Annotated in this window: 14 protein-coding genes; 7 read left to right on the forward strand and 7 right to left on the reverse strand. The window is 38.3% G+C overall.

Features of this window, described 5'->3' with window-relative positions; all coding sequences use genetic code 11:
• Positions 1 to 2: 2 nt before the first annotated feature.
• Positions 3 to 1,715: a S49 family peptidase gene (locus CH377_RS11340; protein WP_100723919.1), complete on the reverse strand. Its 1,713-nt coding sequence runs from the start codon at positions 1,713 to 1,715 to the stop codon at positions 3 to 5.
• A gap of 128 nt (positions 1,716 to 1,843) precedes the next feature.
• On the opposite strand from CH377_RS11340, the gene uvrA reads away from it, so the two are divergent.
• Together uvrA and CH377_RS11350 are read left to right on the forward strand one after the other, a co-directional pair.
• Positions 1,844 to 4,678, forward strand: coding sequence for an excinuclease ABC subunit UvrA (gene uvrA, locus CH377_RS11345; protein ID WP_100723920.1), 2,835 nt, complete (start codon positions 1,844 to 1,846; stop codon positions 4,676 to 4,678).
• Positions 4,679 to 4,689: 11 nt separating this feature from the next.
• Positions 4,690 to 5,748: an acyl-CoA dehydrogenase family protein gene (locus CH377_RS11350; protein ID WP_100723921.1), complete on the forward strand. Its 1,059-nt coding sequence runs from the start codon at positions 4,690 to 4,692 to the stop codon at positions 5,746 to 5,748.
• Here CH377_RS11350 and CH377_RS11355 read toward each other — a convergent pair.
• On the reverse strand, positions 5,745 to 6,758 hold the full coding sequence (locus CH377_RS11355) for a cation diffusion facilitator family transporter (protein WP_100723922.1): 1,014 nt from the start codon (positions 6,756 to 6,758) through the stop codon (positions 5,745 to 5,747). The two genes, CH377_RS11350 and CH377_RS11355, sit on opposite strands and share 4 nt — an antisense overlap.
• Positions 6,759 to 6,772: 14 nt before the next feature.
• The gene (locus CH377_RS11360; RefSeq protein WP_100723923.1) at positions 6,773 to 7,804 is read right to left on the reverse strand and encodes an OmpA family protein; all 1,032 of its coding nucleotides are present in this window, start codon (positions 7,802 to 7,804) and stop codon (positions 6,773 to 6,775) included.
• 137 nt (positions 7,805 to 7,941) lie between these two features.
• Here CH377_RS11360 and mgtE point away from each other — a divergent pair, with 137 nt between their 5' ends.
• The 4 genes from mgtE (at position 7,942) to CH377_RS11380 (ending at position 12,067) form a co-directional block, all read left to right on the forward strand.
• The gene (mgtE, locus tag CH377_RS11365) at positions 7,942 to 9,336 is read left to right on the forward strand and encodes a magnesium transporter (RefSeq protein ID WP_100723924.1); all 1,395 of its coding nucleotides are present in this window, start codon (positions 7,942 to 7,944) and stop codon (positions 9,334 to 9,336) included.
• Positions 9,337 to 9,385: 49 nt separating this feature from the next.
• Positions 9,386 to 10,030 (forward strand): LA_2219 family laminin/E-cadherin/plasminogen-binding protein, encoded by a 645-nt coding sequence (locus CH377_RS11370; RefSeq protein WP_100723925.1) that lies wholly within the window; start codon positions 9,386 to 9,388, stop codon positions 10,028 to 10,030.
• 68 nt (positions 10,031 to 10,098) lie between these two features.
• Positions 10,099 to 11,073 carry an NAD(P)-dependent alcohol dehydrogenase gene (locus CH377_RS11375; RefSeq protein ID WP_100723926.1) on the forward strand — a complete coding sequence of 325 codons (975 nt, stop codon included), beginning with the start codon at positions 10,099 to 10,101 and terminating at the stop codon, positions 11,071 to 11,073.
• 37 nt (positions 11,074 to 11,110) lie between these two features.
• Positions 11,111 to 12,067, forward strand: coding sequence for a cytochrome c (locus tag CH377_RS11380; RefSeq protein WP_100723927.1), 957 nt, complete (start codon positions 11,111 to 11,113; stop codon positions 12,065 to 12,067).
• 56 nt (positions 12,068 to 12,123) lie between these two features.
• On the opposite strand, the gene CH377_RS11385 is transcribed toward CH377_RS11380, so the two are convergent.
• The 4 genes from CH377_RS11385 to CH377_RS11400 all read right to left on the reverse strand — a co-directional run bounded on the left by CH377_RS11385 (position 12,124) and on the right by CH377_RS11400 (position 16,117).
• Entirely contained in the window at positions 12,124 to 12,438 is a 315-nt protein-coding gene (locus tag CH377_RS11385; protein WP_100723928.1) for an antibiotic biosynthesis monooxygenase family protein, read from the reverse strand.
• Positions 12,439 to 12,505: 67 nt separating this feature from the next.
• The gene (locus CH377_RS11390) at positions 12,506 to 13,282 is read right to left on the reverse strand and encodes a helix-turn-helix domain-containing protein (RefSeq protein ID WP_100723929.1); all 777 of its coding nucleotides are present in this window, start codon (positions 13,280 to 13,282) and stop codon (positions 12,506 to 12,508) included.
• 44 nt (positions 13,283 to 13,326) lie between these two features.
• Positions 13,327 to 15,849: a cation-translocating P-type ATPase gene (locus CH377_RS11395; protein ID WP_100723930.1), complete on the reverse strand. Its 2,523-nt coding sequence runs from the start codon at positions 15,847 to 15,849 to the stop codon at positions 13,327 to 13,329.
• 43 nt (positions 15,850 to 15,892) lie between these two features.
• Positions 15,893 to 16,117, reverse strand: a complete 225-nt coding sequence (locus CH377_RS11400) for a YgaP-like transmembrane domain (RefSeq protein WP_243402114.1) — start codon at positions 16,115 to 16,117, stop codon at positions 15,893 to 15,895.
• Between the two features lie 130 nt (positions 16,118 to 16,247).
• Between CH377_RS11400 and CH377_RS11405 the strand changes: the two genes are divergently transcribed.
• The gene (locus tag CH377_RS11405) at positions 16,248 to 16,808 is read left to right on the forward strand and encodes an ion transporter (RefSeq protein WP_100723931.1); all 561 of its coding nucleotides are present in this window, start codon (positions 16,248 to 16,250) and stop codon (positions 16,806 to 16,808) included.
• Positions 16,809 to 16,813 lie beyond the last annotated feature (5 nt).

The following is a 16,813-nucleotide window of genomic DNA, read 5'->3' on the forward strand; positions in this document are numbered from 1 at the left end:
AATTATATCTTAGATAATTCTTGTGCAATCTCGGAAAGATGTAGGACTTCCAACGGATTTTGTTTTTTCTCCGCGTTTAACTTAGAAAAGAAAGAAAATTTAGAAAACTGCATTCCGGGTTTTAGATCCTGTACTAGATCCTTCCAGCTATAGGTCCCAGGTAAATAACGCACATCTATCTTCTTGGATTTGAGTTCTTCTTTCAGATCCTGCAATATATCTAAGAAGGAATCACAAGAATCCAGAAAACCGGATTTGCGGAAGGTTTCTCCAGAGAAAATACGACCTTCTCCATAACTTTTTTCTAATTCTTGGAAACTGGTTTTTCTAGATTCTATCACTCGGTTATAGAATAAATCCCTGGATCTTAATACTTCTTTTCTTAAAAATTGTTCCGACTTAGGAGAAAGTTTTCCGTATTCGGAAAGAATATCTCTATGTGGGTAAAATCCTATTCTTTCTTTTTGGACTCCGAATTTATCGTAGAGCTTTTTTAATTCGAATCTCATCATCACTGCACCAATGGAACCAACAATAGAATAAGGTGTTCCATGGATTTTTTGAGTGGCACAGGATAGATAATAACCACCGGAAGCGGCGACATTCAATACATATGTGATAACAGGTTTTTCTTTCGCAAGTTTTTTGATCTCTCTGTAAAGAAGTTCGGAAACGAGTGCGCTTCCTCCTGGTGAGTTCATTTCCAATACGACTGCTGCCACCTTTGGATCTTCTTTTAAATCTTTAAAAATTTCTTGGTAGTATCTGAAAGAAACTTGTCTGGATCTGAAATCTTCTTCTCTTCCTAAATCGGGTAGAATATTTCCCTGTACCGGCAGAACTGCAACTATCGGAATTGATTTGGAGATAAGAGTAAAATTGGATTTTTTATGATATAGTTTGAAACCTTTAGAGCTTAGTTTTCTATATTTAGGCTTATCCGTTTCCTTCTCTTTTATATAATTTTCGAATAGATAATTTTCTTCAAACTCGTCTTCTTCTACAAATTCTGTGATAAAGCCGATCTTTTTTAATTTTTCAGAACTGATGATTGGCTCTTCTAATACTTTCAGATCTAAGTTTGAAGAATTCTTAAACCCCGTTGAAAGTAGTTCTTTATAATCAGTGAGTAAAGCTTCTAAGTTTTTTCGAGCAGGAGCGGAGAAAGATGTTCTTTGGAATGTTTCTCCGAATGATTTGAATGCACCACTTGCATAAGCTTCTACGCCTACACCGAACTTTTTAGCCGCACCTCCGAAAAAATAAGGTTCTGCGGAAGGAAGTATAGGAAAAAATTCGGAGGCAGAAGAAGAGTATCTTTTTTTGCACTGAGAAAGTAATAGTAATGCTTTAGTTCCTCCACCTAAACAAAAACCGGAAGTCTCAATTCCTTTTTCGTTTAATATCTGGATTGCTTCACAAATATTCCAAACTTCTCCGAATCCATACTCTGGATTGGAAATATGGAAAGAAACTTTTTTCAAACCTGGGACCTTTGTTAAGGCCTTTAATCCTAGTAAAAAATCTACCAAGAAAGGAGCTTCTTCTTTCGGGACCAATAGTTTGACAAAAAAAGATTTTTTATCAAAGGAGAATGAAGAAGGAATTTCTAAATAGAAATGATCTCCCTTGCGGATGATCCAGGACAAGATCCTAAATCCTTGGAACAAAATCCGGATCGGCAAAAATACAAGAGAGAATAGAATTCTAAACATTGGAAATTCCTTTTGGCGACCAAAGTAAAACGGACATTTATTCCGGAAAACGTAAAATTACGGAAGGAAAACCGCTTTTCAGCCTGGCTTTGCAGAATTTATCTGAAACCTAAGAGAGGGTTATTCGTTTGGATCATATCCGCATCCGAGGAGCTCGGGAGCATAATCTTAAGAATATCAATGTGGATATTCCACGGGATAAACTCGTGGTCATTACCGGGCTTTCAGGTTCCGGTAAATCTTCTCTTGCTTTCGATACTATCTATGCGGAAGGACAGAGAAGATATGTTGAAAGTCTCTCTGCTTACGCTAGGCAATTTTTGGGTCAGATGGAAAAACCGGACCTGGATCTGATCGAAGGACTTTCTCCTGCAATTTCTATAGAGCAAAAAACCACACATCGTAACCCAAGATCCACTGTAGGAACTGTAACAGAGATCTATGATTATCTGCGTCTTCTATACGCGAGAGTGGGGAAACCTCATTGTCCTATTTGTGGAACTCCAATCCAATCTCTTTCCATCGATCAAATCACGGAAAGGATACTAAATTTTCCGGAAGGAACTAAAATACAAATTTTAGCTCCTATAGTTTCCGGGAAGAAGGGAGAGCATAAGGATGTTCTGGAGAAGATCAGAAAAGACGGCTTTAATAGAATTCGCCTGAACGGTGAGATCAAAACTTTAGACGAAGAGATCATTCTTAAAAAAAGTTTTAAGGCAACGATTGAGATAGTAGTAGATCGACTTGTGATCAAGGACGGAATACGTTCTCGTTTAACTGACTCCGTCGAAACAGCTCTTAAACAATCTGAGGGAATTCTTCTCATGGACGACGGGAAGAAGGACCATACATTCTCCCAAAAACTTTCCTGTCCGAATCACCCGGAAGAATCTTTACCTGAACTTTCTCCTAGATTATTTTCTTTTAACTCTCCGTTTGGTGCATGTGAGACCTGTGACGGGTTAGGAAGCCTTTTAGAATTCGACGAAGATCTTTTAATTACAGATTCGGAACTATCTCTAGTCGAAGGTTGTATCGAAGCTTGGGCAGGAGCTAAGAGTAATAGTTATTGGTTTTTAACTACAGTTCACTCTTTGGCTAAAAAATTAAAATTCGATTATAATATTCCTTGGAAGGATCTTCCTAAAAAAGTTAGGGATACGATCCTTTACGGGGACAAAAATCTAAAAATAGATTACGATTTCAGAAATGAAAAATCCCACTATGAGTTCAGTAGAGAATTCGAAGGTGTGATCCCAAATTTAAAAAGAAGATATAAAGAAGGTTCAGAGGCAAGACGTCAGCAACTCGAAGCATATATGACGAATCATCATTGCCCTGCCTGCGAAGGAAAACGCCTAAAACCTGTAAGCCTTCATGTGGAGGTAAACGGTTTAACTATCGATAAATTTTCCGCATTCAGCGTGGAGAAGGGTTTGGACTTCGTAAAATCAATGAAACCTAAAGGAAGTGAAGAGGTAATTGCAAGACCAATCTTAAAGGAAATCCAACAAAGACTTACATTCTTGAATGATGTTGGTGTTGGATACTTAAGTTTAGAGCGTGCTGCCGGGACTCTTTCCGGTGGAGAAGCTCAAAGGATTAGACTTGCTACCCAAATCGGATCCAGGCTGCAAGGTGTATTATATATTTTAGATGAACCTTCTATCGGTCTTCACCAAAGAGATAATACAAAATTAGTCAATACTCTTAAAGAACTGAGAGATCTAGGGAATACCGTTTTAGTAGTAGAACATGACCAGGAAACTATGGAAGAAGCCGACTGGCTCATTGATATGGGACCGGGCGCTGGTGTTCACGGTGGAACAATTGTTTGTTCCGGAACCCCTGAAGAAGTTTCTAAAAACAAAAACTCACTTACAGGTAGGTTTTTATCCGGAAAAGAATTTATTCCGGTTCCTAAAACTGTACGACCAGGAAATGGGAAAAAACTTAAGATCGTAAACGCAAAAGAGAATAATCTTAAAAACGTAAGTGTTGAGATCCCACTTGGAAAACTGATCGTAGTAACAGGTGTTTCCGGTTCGGGAAAATCCACTTTGATCAACGATATCTTATACAACGCAGCGGCTCATAAAGTAATGAAAATGAGAACCGTCTGGGGAAAACATGAGAAGATCACCGGTCTGGAAGAAATAGATAAAATCATCAATATAGATCAGTCCCCGATCGGAAGGACCCCAAGATCTAATCCTGCGACCTATACGGGACTTTTCACTGTAGTACGTGATATGTTCGCTCAGTTGGAGGAATCTAAACTCAGAGGTTATAACCCAGGAAGATTTAGTTTTAATGTGAGCGGAGGCAGATGCGAAACCTGTGAGGGAGATGGTATCTTAAAAATTGAGATGCACTTCCTTCCGGACGTGTATGTAACCTGTGATGTTTGTAAAGGAAAACGTTATAACCAAGAAACATTAGAAGTACGTTATAAAGGTAAAAATATCTACGAGATCCTGGAAATGACAGTTGAGGATTCTATTCCATTCTTTGAGAATATCCCAGCCTTAAAAAGGAAACTCGAGACCTTGGACGAAGTTGGTCTAGGCTATATTAAGTTGGGCCAGCCCGCTACTACATTCTCTGGCGGAGAAGCACAAAGGATAAAACTTGCAACTGAACTATCCAAAAGACCTACAGGAAAAACATTATATATCCTAGATGAACCAACTACGGGACTTCATTTTGAAGATGTTAGACATTTGATGACTGTTTTGCATACACTTGTAGACCGTGGAAATTCCATGATAGTCATTGAACACAATTTGGATGTAATCAAACAAGCGGATTGGATCATAGATTTAGGACCGGAAGGAGGAGACGGTGGCGGAAAAATTATCGCTGAAGGAACTCCGGCAGAGGTCGCAAAGGTCAAAGAATCTTTTACAGGTCAATATCTGAAAAAAGTTCTAGGAAATCCAGGGAAGAAGGCGGGTTAGCACATCCTCAAATGATGAAAGAATTAAGAGAAAAACTTTCTTCCTTTCCTCCGGGAGAATTTAGATCCGTTTACAAATCTTCTTTGCCGGACATAGCAAAGGCAGGATTATTAAATGCACTAAAAGACGGTGGGTTCAGATCATTTCACGAAAAGTTAATATTAATCCCTTCTTTCCCTCATGGTATAGGGGTGGGGGTAGGGTTGATGGCCCAAACAAATGTGGCCGGAAAAATCCTAAAATTAGTAATCGGTTCCGAAGAAGGCGCCTCTATCAAGGAAGAAGCCAGGAAATTAGCATCCGAACTACAAGACAGGTTAGTAAGCGGTCTCGGGATTTTAGGGCTTGGAGTGAGTGAACCAGGATGGATGGGAAAACTCACCAATCTGAAATCTACCGCAAAGGTTCTTCCAAATGGAGAAATAGAATTAAATTTTCATAAAGGATTTGTAACTAACGGCGCTGATGCAGAAGGTTATCTAGTCGTAGCCAAGGAAGAAGATCTAAATCGTTTCGGGGTCTTTTTTATTCCCAGAGATTTTCCGGGTCTAAAAATCGAGGAAGTGTATCTGGATGTTGCCAGAGAAGCAACTCATTGCAAGATCACCGGTGAAAATTTCAAAATACCTTCTCATTATCATTTTATAGAAGATTATACTAAACTGGGAGCTGATATCCATCTTTCTGAAATGTTATCAGCTGCGGTCCTATTCTGCGGAGCCATTCGTAAAATTGTTTCCGACTTAAGCCAAGGAAGTGAATCCAGAGAAAGATTTTCCGTTTTAGGAAAACTCTGGGATCTAAGCGGACTTCTATATGGGAAATGTTTAGAGATCTCCGACAAAAAAGACAAGGATCCTAGTTATAAAATAGAAGAAGATCATCCTTACGGATACGAAGCAATCCTAGATGAATGTATTTCTATCTTAGAATCTATTCCGAACTTCGACTATAAGAAAGAATATCCTGATCTAGGCTTATTCTGCACAATTCATCCAGCTAGGAGTCCTGTTTATATTAAGAACAGACTTAAGCAGTCCAAAAGCTGGAGAAAGTTCGGAAATCTCTAATGATGATGAGCCGGATGATCGTGGGTGTGATGATGATGTCCCCATTCTTCCGAATCGATATCGTGTAAAGTTTTTGCGATAATCCCATCGATCGTATGAGTGGTAGAAGGATCTTCTAATTGTAGATAGATCTGTTCGAATTTCCATTCTCCTCTCAAAAGTTCGTATGCTTCTTTTAGAATTTTCTTAGAATCGGATTCTTTAGTGATTTGGACCCTAAATGCGCAAGCATGGATCCCTTTAGTCAGGGTCCATGTATGGGCAGAAAGAAGAGAATCCACTCCTTTGATTTGTAATAGATCCTTTTTTAAGTGATCCCATTCATCGAAAGTTGGAGAAGACTCCAGAAGGATCATCAGACTTTCTTTTAGGATCACAGCTGCAGCTCTTAAGATAAAAATAGAAAGAACCAAACTGAGAAGTGGATCAATCCAGGTCCAAGCAAATAGACGAATTAGGATTGCACCCACTAAAACCGCGATTGTACCGAATAGATCATTCAAAACATGAAGATAAGCGGTTCTTAGATTGATATTGTCTGATGAAATTCTTTTTAAAAGCCAAACAGAGATCAGATTTAATCCGATAGTCCCCAAACTGAAAACAAGCATGGACTCGGTAACAATTTCTTCCTGATGGCGGAATCTCTGGACAGCTTCATATATTATAAAAATCGAAATCCCAGAGATCAGAATTGAATTTAAAAATGCTGCAAAAACTTCTACCCGGAAGAAGCCGAAATTCATTTTAGCATTCGGTTTTTTGTCAGAGACTAAAACTGCAAATATACTTAATAGAAACGCAAATGAATCTGAGATTACATGTCCCGCGTCAGCAAGAAGTGCCAAACTTTTGCTTTGAGCGGAACCGAATATCTCCCAGGAAAAGATGCCTATAGAAAGAAAGAATGCAAAAAGTAGACTTCTTAATGTATCCCTTCTTTTAGGACGAAGGATTGCTTGTCTCGCAAAAGGTTCTAAATTAGAAGATGAATTAGTATCTTTTTTCAAAGTTGAAAGAAGCCTTAGTGACTCTTGCCGCTTTGAGGTTCTAAAACGATATCCACTCTTCTATTCAAAGAACGATTTTCAGGAGTATCGTTTGAAACGATCGGTTGGTGTTCCCCATAGCCTGCAACGGAGAAATTCCTTGCGTCTAGGTTTTTATTATCTAACAAAAACCGAACTACAGAAAGAGCTCTTTCAGCAGACAATTGCCAGTTATCGTTAAACTTTTTGTTACGTATTGGAATATTATCCGTATGACCTTCTACAATAATTAGGTTACCTGGATATTTGACCAAAATTTCTTTGATCTTATCCAAAGCAGGAAAGATCTGCTTTTTTAAATCTGCGGAGCCGGAATCGAAAGAGATTTGATCATCTATGTTGATAACGAGCCTATTATGAAAACGTTTTACTCGGATCTGTCCTTTAGCAATCTCACCTGAAAGTTTAGATTCGAGTTCGTTCGCCTGTTCTGCCAGACGATTTAATTCTCTTTTTTGGTCCTCGTTTAGGTTTTTGAGTTTAGAAAGACTATCTTCTAACTCTTTGATCCTTGCTTCTAAGGTTGCAATTTTGGATTCGTATTCCCTTTTGAGTTCATCCATTCTGCGGATGCAGCCAAGTCTTTCTTTTTCTAATTCGGACTTTAATTCTGAGATCAGATCCTGGTATTTTTTGGACTGCTTTTCATTTTCTTCGATCAGTTCTTTTTCTTTATTTCCACTTTTTGCTTTTAGAAGTGCGATTTGATTTTCAAGGGCACGGATCAGTTCTGCGGCAAGTTCCCTGTCTTTTTCTCGGAAGGATTTTTCGCCCGCGAGTTGCTCTTCCAAATTCTGGATCCTGGCGTCCAGGCTAAGTTTTTCTTTTTTGGCGTTTTCAGTCTCGTTTCTGTAACGGAGCCTGAGGGAGTCTAACTCGATTCTGAGAGTTGCATTCTCATTATAGAGCTTATTGTATTCCCAAGGGAAATAAAATGCGTCCGAAAATATCGGCAAAGAAAATAGGATTAGAAGAAAGGTAGTAAGTCGGAAAAAAAAAGGTTTCATAGTCAGATAAGGAAAACTAGGTTCTATTCTAAGGCTGCAAGCCCCCAGTCAAATGAAAAACTCTTGTACCAAAAATCAGTAAATTCATTGAACCGATAAATTCCATCAGGATTCTGTCATAGGGGGAGGGACGCCGCATGGACGAAACAAATAGCACTAAGGAAACTTCTTCCCTGAAGGCAAACCCGCAATCTGCGGACTGGATGGATTCCTTCCTAGAAAAGGTAGAACAAAAGGACAATAAGTTCCTACTCAGTTTTACTTCTTCCAATCACCCTGCCGATATCGCCGAAGTCCTGGAAAAACTGGATATAGACGAGGCATTTTACGTATTTAAACTTTGTGATTCTGAACAGCAGTCCGAGATCCTAGTCGAGTTCGATGAGGATTTACAGGCGGATTTAATATCCCGTCTGAATATGAAGGAGATCTCTCCTATTGTCGAAAATCTGGAGCCGGATGATGTTACAAATCTGATCTCCGAGATCCCAAAGGACAAGGCGGAAGAAATTCTGAATTCCTTGGATAGGGAAGATTCTTCTCAGATCCGAAAACAATTGAATTTTAGGGAATATACCGCAGGTCGTTTGATGACGACTGAGTTCGCTTCCGCCTACGAGACGGACACTGTCCGAAAAGCCATCATCAAATTAAGAAGGGTCGCTAAAGAGACGGATGATATCTATCTTCTCTATGTAACTGACGAGGAAAATCACCTAAAAGGATTTATCAGACTAAAAGATCTATTCCTCGCACCTCTTAATCAAAAGGCGAGTAGGCTCGTAAAGGAAGAAGTATTCTCCATTCATTATGATACGGACCAGGAAGAAGTGGCCCGTATATTCCGAAAATACGACTTAGTTTCCGCGGCAGTAGTGGATGATCTGGACCGAATCATCGGCAGGATCACAGTAGACGATATTTTGGATATCGTCCAGGAAGAAGCCTCTGAAGACATCTTGAGGATGGCAGGGGTTTCGGAAGAAGAGAGATTAAACACTTCTATCTGGGATTCTATCCGAAGAAGGCTGGTATGGTTGGTATTTAATTTGGGAACTGCAACCCTTGCTTCTACCATGGTTTCTTTTTTTGAAGATACAATCCAGTCCTTGGTTTTCCTGGCTGCTTTAATGCCTATAGTAGCTGGTATGGGCGGAAATGCTGGAACACAATCTATCACTGTGGTAGTCCGAAATATCGCTACAGGGGACTTGAGCGCTTCCAATTGGACGACTGCATTCCGAAAGGAAAGTTTGATCGGATTAATAAACGGGATCACGATCGGCTCGATTACCGGACTCGCGGTTTATTTTTTCTTCGGTAAACCTGTGCTCGGATTTGTTATATTTTTAGCTATGCTTGCGAATTTGATCGTGGCTGCTTTGGTAGGTGCCTGCGTTCCCATGGGTCTAAAACTTCTAAAAATAGATCCAGCGATCGCATCTTCCATTTTTGTTACGATGACAACGGATACCTTTGGCTTCTTCTGTTTCTTGGGGCTTGCCACACTATTCTTGCAATATTTGGTATAGTTGGAATATATCGCATAAAATAATAAATTTCCTTGGATAGGAGAAGCCAATGTTTCGTGTTTCGGTTTTCCGAACTTTTTTAGCCGGTTTTGCGGTTCTATATTGTTTATCATTTATTTCTTGTATCAGCTCCGGAGGACCGACATCCCATACTCCGGAAACTCCTAAAGGAGAAGTCCTTCCTAATCCGGCAGGAGACAGCGAGGACATCATAGACGAAGAAGGTAGAGAAGTGAAGATCAGCACTACTGATCCTATTTCTTTCCAAGGTCCATCTAAAGACAGCGCTGAATATTTCAGAGTGCATATTACAAGCGAGTCTTATCAGGTTCGCCAGATCAGAGGTTCTAAATACATTCGCAGAAAAGTGGATAAGGGCGGAGACGCACTTATCAGCGAAGAATTAGTAAAATATAATAGGATCAATTTTAATGATGATGGGATCATCTTAGTGATCCTAAACGGAAATACCGGCGCTGTTGAAACAATTCGTTTTAATACAAGAGTTCCAAGGATTAACAATCTAGCGAAAATTATCCAAAATGATGTGACTCGCTGGTCCATGGAACATTCCGAAGAGAAACCTGTAGTTACAAAGTATCAGATCCATTATACTATCAAATTAGAAAATAAATCTAATACAACTAGAGATACCGTAAAAGAAGAACTCAAAGGTGAAGTTAAGAAGAGGTAAATTCTCTTATCAATTTCTTTCTCTACATTGTGTCCGAATCAATAGATTCCTGGGTATAAATATATCTAATGAAAGCAATTATATACGAGAAGTATGGATCTTCTGATGTACTTCAATATAAAGAAGTGCAAAAACCTACGCCAAAGGCAAATGAGGTCCTTCTAAAAGTCAAAACCGCTTCCGTGAATGCTGCTGATTGGCGCATGATGAAAGCGGATCCTTTTTTAGTTCGCTTTTACGCCGGCCTTTTCAAACCTAAAAAAATTTCGATATTAGGCGCAGATGTTGCCGGAACTGTGGAAGCAGTAGGAAAGAGAATAACTAAGTTCCGTCCTGGTGACGAAGTTTTCGGAGATGTTTTTGCAAGCGGCTTTGGCGCCTTTGCTGAATACAAATGTGGTAAAGAAGATGAGTTTGTTTTAAAACCTTCTAATATATCTTTCGATGATATAGTTGCTTTACCTTTGGCTGGAATGACCGCTTTACATTCTATCCGAGATTTCGGTAAGATAGAAGCAGGGCAAAATGTTCTGATAAACGGAGCATCAGGAGGTGTTGGAACATTTGCGATACAGCTTGCAAAGTATTTCGGGGCGTACGTTACAGCGGTCTGTAGCACTTCTAAAATTGGGCAGGCAATGTCACTCGGAGCCGATCAGGTAATTGACTATACCAAGGAAGACTTTATCCAAAACGGAAAAAAATACGACCTAATAGTTGGCGTGAATGGATACCGTTCTCTTTCAGAATATAAAAGTGCTTTAAATCCAAAAGGAAGATATGTAATGGCTGGAGGAGGATCTGCTCAATTATTCCAAGCCTTACTTTTGGGACCTTTCGTTTCTCTAACAGGTAGACAAAAGATTATTGCTGCTTCTTCCGAGCCGAATCAAAAGGATCTTATTTTTTTATCTGAACTAATGGGATCAAGTAAGATTAAATCGGTAATTGATAAACGATATAAATTGGAAGAAGTTCCGCAAGCTATCCAATACGTTGAACAAGGCCACGCTGCTGGTAAAGTAATCATAACAGTGTCATAAATCTGTTGATTGATTTAAAAAAATAAAGGAACTGTGAATGAAAAGAATTTTGAAGCTTATTGGAGTATTAATCATCCTTGTACCGATATCGGTGATTGGATTTTTATATTTTAAATTTCCAAATGCAGAACCGGCTCCGGAAATTTCTGTAGGAAATAATCCTGAACGTATACAAAGAGGAAAATACCTAGCAAACCATGTATCTGCATGTATGGATTGCCATTCCATTCGAGAATGGTCTAAATTTTCCGGACCATTGATCCCTAAAACATTGGGAGAAGGTGGAGAAGTTTTTGATCAAAAGCTTGGATTCCCCGGCTCTTTTGTTGCACCGAATATTACTCCAAGCGCATTAGGTAAATGGACAGACGGGGAAATTTTAAGAGCGATTTCCAGTGGAATTAACAAGGAAGGAAATGCCTTATTTCCAGTTATGCCTCACCCTGCATATGGGCAGATGGACAAAGAAGATCTAATTTCTATCATTTCTTATTTAAGAAGTTTGGAACCGATCGAAAAGAAAAATCCTAATTCTTCGCCTGATTTTCCATTTAACTTGATCTTAAGAACAATACCTAATCCTGCAAAATTCGGAAAACTTCCGGATAAAAGCGATAAGGTTTCTTACGGAAAATATCTATTTGTTGCTGCCGCTTGTACTGAATGTCATACAAAACAAGATAAGGGAAAACCGGTCGCTGGAATGGAACTTGCCGGTGGATTTGAATTTCCTTTAGGAAACGGAACTAAAATTGTTTCTGCAAATCTTACTCCCGATAAAGAAACAGGACTTGGGAATTGGACGGAGTCTCAGTTTGTTAAAAGATTTAAGAACATGGAACTTCCTAAATATAAACCTCATTCAATAAAAAAGGGTGAATTCCAAACGATCATGCCTTGGACTATGTATGCAGGAATGACCGAGGAAGATCTTTCCGCTATATTTGCTTATTTGCAAACCGTTCCAGCTATTAAAAATAAGATCAATAATTGAAGATTGATATTCAGAAGAGCTGAGAACCATTTTCCGTTCTTCTGAATCTATATATCTTACGTTTTCGATGGATCGAAAATCTCGCGCTCGATAGATATCCCAAGTCTTTCTAACATTCCAGGCATATCAAAACCTTCTTTTTGATATGATGTTAGCACTTCCTTTTTTGCATTCAAAATTGCTTCTTCATTTTCCCAAACTGCTATCGTTACAAATTGGATCTCGTCCTTACCATTCTCGCGAATATATGCCGAGTCTTGTATAAAGCCGGGAAGGTTCTTAATCAAGTTCCGATTTACCTTAACTCGATTGAAAAATTCTAACTCTGATTTTTTGGGTACGATAAACGTATCGATCAATACTTTTTGCATTTTTGCTCTCCTTCTTAAGAGTAGAATACTCTATCCAAAGGATCAAAAATTGTAAAAATTCAGGATTCTACCAGTAAGGTGTGGATAGTTTAAAAAACTGTTTCGGCGTCGTGTCTGTGAAAGTTTTGAATTCTCTGATAAAATGGGCCTGGTCAAAGTATCCAGCATCTTGTGCAGCTTCCGTTAAACTGGTCTGAGAAGAATATGAATCTATAAAGTTTCTCATTCTAACCAGGACGGAAAATTGTTTGGGGCTTATCCCAATTGTTTCCCTAAATCTTTTTTCATAGGAATCCCTACTAATAGGCATTCCTTTCAGCAAATCCGCTATTTTCAGATTTCCTTTGGATTTTCTGATCTTTCGGATAGAATCTAAGATTAAATTGTCCTCTTTAGATCCGGTCCATTCCGAGATCAGGAAATTTTCCACTATAGAGATTTTTTCCGGATTCGTATTTGCTTTGAAAAGTTTTTCTTCCATTTCCGAAATTTTCTTGGATGAGATCAAATTGTCCAAAGACAGATTCAGTTCGAATAAGTTATGAAGAGGTTCTTTAATAAAATTTGCGGCTCCGCCTTCTTTAAAGATCACTAATAAAGTAGAGGCATTTTTAGAATATTCGATTAATCTAGGTATACGTCTAAGTCCGGTGATCCCGGACATCGGAAGAACATTCTCTTGATCATTATACTTGTGAGCAATCTTTCCTGAGATCCTAAATGAAATGACTAAAGACGATCCAGGCAGAATTTTGTTCTGCATTCCGTGTTCGCTCTCAATGATCAGGAATTGGCGAATATACGGTTGTAAATCTTTACTAGGTAAAAATATCTCAACGTTCATAAAAGAGGATTCTAAAAGTAGATTGTGTCTTCTTTATAGAGTTCTCAAGCAAAAAAACGGTTCTTTCTGATTTCCCAAATAAGGCCGGATACCAATCCTAATCCGATAGAGAAAAATACCCAATCGGAAGGTATTGTTTCAAATCCGAATAACCGAAGACTGAATTCAAATTGGAAACTTGAGATCAGCGCGGCTGCAGCTAAAAGGAAAATCCAGAAAACGCTGGAATGTAAAGATCTCAGAATGGAGATAAATCCTCCTTTATGAGTCAAGTTTGTCAGCATTAAACTGAAATTGGATACGACTAAAAAGATAAAACCGAAAGATCTGATTTGATTTTCGTTATGACCTTGGTGTTTTAGCCAAAAATAAGATGCTAATAATACTCCTAGAACGCCGGCCCCTTGAGAAAACGATAAAGTAAATCCTGAGAAACTTATTAAACTAGAACTTTTTCGTCTTGGACTGGAATAACGATCTCCTTTTTCCAGATCCAACGACTCAAAAACAATGGAACAGGTTGGATCTATAATCAGCTCTAAGACTAAGATATGTGCAGGAAAAAAGAAAATAGGATCACCGGTGAAAGCGGGAAGCAAAGACATTCCTATGATAGGGATATGAACGGATAGAATATAAGAAATACTCTTTTGTATATTCTCATAGATCCTTCTTCCTAAAAATACCGACTTTACTATGGAGGAAAAATTATCATCGAGCAGTACAAGATCGGATGCTTCTCTTGCTACATCTGTTCCTCTTTTTCCCATGGAGATCCCTATATGAGCCGCTTGCAGAGCAAGAGCGTCATTTACTCCATCTCCCGTCATGGCGACTATTTCTCCTTTTCTTTGGAATGCCCTTACTATCTTTAATTTCTGTGCCGGTTTGATCCTTGAAAAAATACCTACCGTATCTAATTTAGACTCCAATTCATCTTCGTTAAGTTTTTCTAACTCATCTCCGGTGATACTCTCTTTATAACCTTCTAATCCGATTTTATAAGCCACCGCCTTTGCAGTTCCTGCATGGTCTCCCGTGATGATAATAACTCTGATCCCTGCTTGTATACATTCCGAAACAGAAGAGGGCACAGTTTCTCGGATTGGATCTTCTAATAAGATCAGTCCTAAAAATTCGAATTCTAAATCGTGTTGGTTTTCTGGAAGAGAAGAATTTACAATTCTGGACCTTGCGACCCCTATTGCTCTGTATCCCTGCAAAGAATAACTTTCTGTGATCTTTTCCCATTTATTAGTTCTTTCTTTCGAAAAATGGCATAAGTCAAAAATCGCTTCTGGAGCACCTTTGGTTCCGATCACAAATATTCCAGGTTCTTCTGAATTCCATGCGTAACTGAGCGCAAGTAGTTTAGGAGAAAGTGGATATTCCTTTTCTAAGGTCCAGTCTGCATGAAGATGTTCCGTATCGTATAGAAGATTGATACCTAATTCACGGATTGCTTTTTCCATCGGGTCGAAAGGATCTTTTTTTGAAGCAAGGATAGAAAATTTTAAAAGTAAATGGAATTCTTCTGCAATATTCGGAGTTTTAAATTCGAATAAACTATTCTCTTCGGAAGAAACCAGACCTTTAACTTTCATTTGGTTTTCAGTTAAAGTTCCTGTTTTATCCACACATAATACTGTTGCTGCTCCTAATGATTCAATGGAGTTCAGTTTTCTTGTTAAAACTCCACTTTTGGAAATTCTCCAAGCTCCTAAGGAAAAGAAAATACTAAGGACGACAGGTATTTCTTCCGGTAATACTGCCATTAAAAATGTAAGTGCAGCCAAAACAGACTGCATCCAATTTCCATTTCGTATTCCAAGACCATAGATTAGAAAAACAGCAACTACTAAGGCTCCTAAAAAGAAGAATGTAGTAAATCTTTTAGCTTCCTTTTGGAGAGGGCTTTCTGATTCGGAAATTTCTCCCATTTCTTTTCCGATTGTCCCAATAGAAGTGGAGTCTCCGGTGAATAATACTTTAAAAATCCCCTCTCCTGAGACTACCTTTGTTCCGGAATAAAGTTTTTGGGATTCAGAATAAGGTCCTAAGTTGTTTGGATTTGTCTCTTCTTTTAAAACCGGGATGGATTCTCCGGTTAATAGAGATTCGTCTGAATGTAAATTTAAACCATCTATTAAATATCCATCAGCAGGGACCTTATCTCCTTCTGATAAAAAAACCAGATCTCCGGGCACGATGAACGCAGAATCTATCTCCATCTTTTTTCCTGCTCTGATCACCTTGGCTCTTAATGGAGAAAGTTTTCTGAGAGATTCTAATGCTTTTTCAGACTTATTCTTTTGAAAAATTGTGAGAGAAATTACCGCGATTACCGCAATGGAAAGGGTGATCGCTTCTTCTAAATCCCCTAAGAGCGCATAGATAAATCCGCAAGCCAATAACAAAGAGAGCATTGGTTCGGAAAGAATGGAAAGGGTAGTCCTCCAAAAAGATGTTTTTCTTAGTTTAGATTCGTTTGGTCCGAACTTATGGAGAAGTTCGGAGGCTTCCTGAAAACTTAAACCTTTATAAACAATCTCCTTGGTAGAGGGCATAGAATATATTTAGTATAGAACCGATCTCGTTTGCAATATTTTTCTAAGACCCTATAAGTTTAAGATTTTTTAGAATGAGTACGCGTATTCCAACCGAATAAGGTATAAATTGGACACAACCCACAATCCCAGTTGCAAGTATCACAAAGCCGACTGCAAAAATTGCCAGCTTATACAAATCTTCTATATAAAATGCCCAGGTAATCAAGGAAGTTCCGAGTATTACCCTGATTGCTCTGTCCCAAAAATTTGAATTTATAAATTTCATAATGAACACCTATTGACTGTATCTCTGTTAAAAATATTCTTCTATTTTAAGTCTTTGTCAATGATTGGACAGACAGAGATTCATTCTAACGTAATGATAAATATCAGTAATATCGGAAGTTGAAGTGATTATGAAAATTGATCGTTATATCATCAAAACTATATTCAAAACATCTATAGAATATATATTTATTCTGTCTTTGGGAATACTTCTGATCTATCTGGACGAAATTGAATTTTCAGGCCTGGAGATAAAATATCTTATATTAACCCTCGCAGGTTTTAAATCTTGTTACTTTTTTATAAAAGGTTTCAGAAGGATCTCTGAATTTTCAGGATTAGATCTGAAATACTATGAATTTCTAGTGTTCATAGCATTCAATATCAGCGTAATCGTTTTGTCTTTCGGTTTTGATTATCTTTGTATTTATAAAACGGACACGAGTTCATTTTCAGGAATTCCCCTAAATTTAGATTATTCTTCTCTATGTTTTAAATTTGTATATTTTAGCTTAATGATCTTCACGAATATTGGGATTATCAAGATTGTCCCGGAAAGTACTGAAGCCGAGATCCTTGTAATTTTCGAAGCAATTTTATCCTTTATTACGATCATCTTTATTCTATCTGACTTTATAAGTCTGAAAGAATCTTTAACTAGCTCTTCCTTTAAGAAGGGAGATGATACTTAATAGGC

The organism is Leptospira haakeii, from assembly GCF_002812045.1.
GTDB classification, from domain to species: Bacteria; Spirochaetota; Leptospiria; order Leptospirales; family Leptospiraceae; genus Leptospira_B; species Leptospira_B haakeii.